The sequence below is a fragment of the Pengzhenrongella frigida genome (assembly GCF_004168625.1).
Taxonomy (GTDB): Bacteria; Actinomycetota; Actinomycetes; order Actinomycetales; family Cellulomonadaceae; genus Pengzhenrongella; species Pengzhenrongella frigida.
Genome location: NZ_SDWW01000104.1, coordinates 1 through 1,790 on the forward strand (window position 1 = coordinate 1; position 1,790 = coordinate 1,790).

1 protein-coding gene is annotated in these 1,790 nt (G+C 69.0%); it reads left to right on the forward strand.

Annotation, left to right across the window (positions count from 1 at the left end):
- The coding region (locus EUA98_RS19490) for an ABC transporter ATP-binding protein (RefSeq protein WP_207219178.1) at positions 1-1,785 on the forward strand (1,785 nt) is incomplete at its 5' end.
- Between the last annotated feature and the right edge of the window lie 5 nt (positions 1,786-1,790).

The following is a 1,790-nucleotide window of genomic DNA, read 5'->3' on the forward strand; positions in this document are numbered from 1 at the left end:
GGTCGGCGGTCGCCGGTGGTGGTGGTGCGTGACGCGCGGCGGGCGTGGGGGCGGGTGTCGCCGTTCTTCGCGGGGTCGCGGTGGCAGATCGCGTTGCTGGCGTGCGTGTCGGTGGTGGCGGGTTTCGCGGAGGCGGCGTTGTTGGCGTTGGTCGCGGCGATCGCGGGGGCGTTGTCGCAGGGTTCGGATTCGGTGGCGGTGGATCTGGGTCCGGTGGACGTGAGCGCGGGGTTGGGGGTGTTGTTCGGGTTGGGGTTCACCCTGGCGATCGTGCGGGGGGTGTTGCAGCTGGTGCTGGCGTACCTGCCGGCGAAGATGAGCGCCAATGCGATGGCCGGGCTGCGGCGGCGGTTGTTCGACGTGTATACGGCGGCGTCGTGGCCGGTGAAGGCGGTCGAGCGGGACGGGCACTTCCAGTCGCTGATGAACGCGCACGTCACGAGTGCGTGTCAGGCGATCGTGGCGTTGGCGACGGGGATCTCGGTGTCGTTGATGTTCGCCACGATGCTGGTCTCGGCGTTCGTGCTCAGTGTGCCCACGGCGGTGGTGCTGGTGGTGACGTCGGGGTTGTTGTTCTTGATGCTGCGTCCGTTGGCGAAGCGGTTGCGGCGCAGCGCGAAGGCGTTGAGCGAGGAGAACATCGAGTACTCCAAGGGCATGCAGGAGGTGGTGCTGCTCGCTGAGGAGACGCAGGTGTTCGGGGCCACGGACTGGTATCGGGAGCGGTTCTACCGGTTGATCGACGAGGTGCGGTTGCCGCTGCTGCGCACGCGGTTCATGGCCAAGGCGGTGCCGGCGTTGTACCAGTCGGTGGCGTTGGTGATGTTGATGGTCGCGTTGGTGGTGGTCTCGTTCGCGGGGGCCGGGCGGATCGCGGCGCTGGGTGCGGTGGTGCTGATCTTGGTGCGCTCGCTCACCTACGGGCAGCAGATCCAGGGGTCGATCTCGGCGATGGACGAGCTGTTGCCGTTCCTGCACCGGGTCGGGGATGCGATCACGCACTACGGGGCCAATGCGCAGCAGGACGGCTCGCAGCCGTTGCCGGCGATCGCGGGGCTGGCGATGAAGGACGTGTCGTTCGGGTATGTGCCGGGTGCGACGGTGCTGGAGGCGGTGACGTTCGAGGTGGCGATGGGGGAGGCCATCGGGATCGTGGGGCCGTCGGGGGCGGGCAAGAGCTCGTTGGTGCAGCTGTTGCTGCGGTTGCGCGACCCCGAGCAGGGGGCGCTGCTGATCAACGGCGTCGATGCGCGCGAGGTGCGGCGCAGCGAGTGGCGTCGGCGGGTGGCGTACGTGCCGCAGACGCCGCAGCTGCTGTGGGGGACGGTCGCGGACAACATCCGGTTCTATCGCCCGCACCTGAGCGATCGGCAGGTCCAGGACGCGGCGCGGCGGGCGCACATCCATGACGAGATCATGTCGTGGCCGGCCGGGTACGACACGGTCGTGGGGCAGCGGGCGTCGGCGGTCTCGGGTGGGCAGCGGCAGCGGTTGTGCCTGGCGCGGGCGCTGGCGGAGGGGCCGGACGTGCTGATCCTGGACGAGCCGACCAGTGCGTTGGACGTGCGGTCCGAGGCCGCGGTCCAGAAGTCGTTGGAGTCCCTCAAGGGTGAGGTGTTGTTGTTCCTGGTCGCTCATCGCCTCACGACGGTCTCGATCTGTGACCGCGTCATGGTGATCGTCGACGGGCGGCTGCAGGCCCTGGACCGCCCGGCCCAGCTCCTGATCGACAACGACTTCTACCGCGAGGTCAACGAGATCACCCGCCGCCAGCCCCGCAGCTGACCGGG